This is a genomic window from Paenibacillus sp. MDMC362 (genome assembly GCF_003269305.1).
Classification (GTDB): Bacteria; Bacillota; Bacilli; order Paenibacillales; family Paenibacillaceae; genus Paenibacillus_AQ.
This window is the reverse complement of sequence record NZ_QLYT01000111.1, coordinates 1-743: the sequence shown is the minus strand read 5'-3', so window position 1 is coordinate 743 and position 743 is coordinate 1. Positions and strand designations below refer to the sequence as shown.

Sequence of the window (743 nt, the reverse complement as noted above, 5' to 3'; positions counted from 1 at the left end):
GCCCCCGGCTACTACCGCCCTGCACCGGCCCCCGCCACGCCCGAGGCCGAGCAGGTAGCCCGTTGGGGCCGGTGGTGGGACGCCGCAAAGCCACAGCATCCCTTGCTGACCCGCTATCTCAAGGCTCGCGGCCTGAGCCTCACCCCGCCCCCAACCTTGAGACTGGCCCGCTGGGGAGATAAGCCCCTCATGCTGGCCCGCGTGCAGCACCCCACACACGGGCTGGTGGGGATGCACCTCACCTTCCTCGAGCAGGACGGCTCAGGCCGCAAGGAAAAGCGCTTGGCCGCTGGCTCGCACCCGCTGGGTGGTGCAATCCGGCTGTTCGAGCACCAGCCCGGCCAACCCCTGGCCCTCACCGAAGGCGTTGAGACCGCCCTGGCCGTGCACCAGTCCACCGCCTGGCCGGTGTGGGCCGCTGTAAGCGCTATCGGCCTCGAGCGGGTGGTGCTCCCCATCGAGGCCCATGAGGCCGTGATCGCCGCAGACCACGACCCCGCCGGCCTCGAGGCTGCCCGCAAGCTGGCGAGGCGGCTGCTGGCCGAGGGCCGCCGGGTGAGGCTGGCCGTACCCCCTCGAGCCGGTGCAGATTGGCTCGACGCCGTTGCGGGGGGTGCAGCATGAGCGCCGCCGATCTGCTCACCGCTGCCCCCGAGCTTACCCTGCCCGAGCCCACCTTTGGCGAGCGGCAACCGCTGCCCAAGGAGCGCCCGGAGGCCCCCAGCCTCCCTTCGGAGATGCTG

General features: G+C 72.0%; 1 protein-coding gene. It reads left to right on the top strand.

Going from position 1 to position 743, the window contains the following annotated elements:
* Positions 1-624, top strand: a 624-nt coding sequence (locus DP091_RS31030) for a toprim domain-containing protein (protein WP_113061847.1), incomplete at its 5' end; no start/stop codon positions are given.
* Positions 625-743 lie beyond the last annotated feature (119 nt).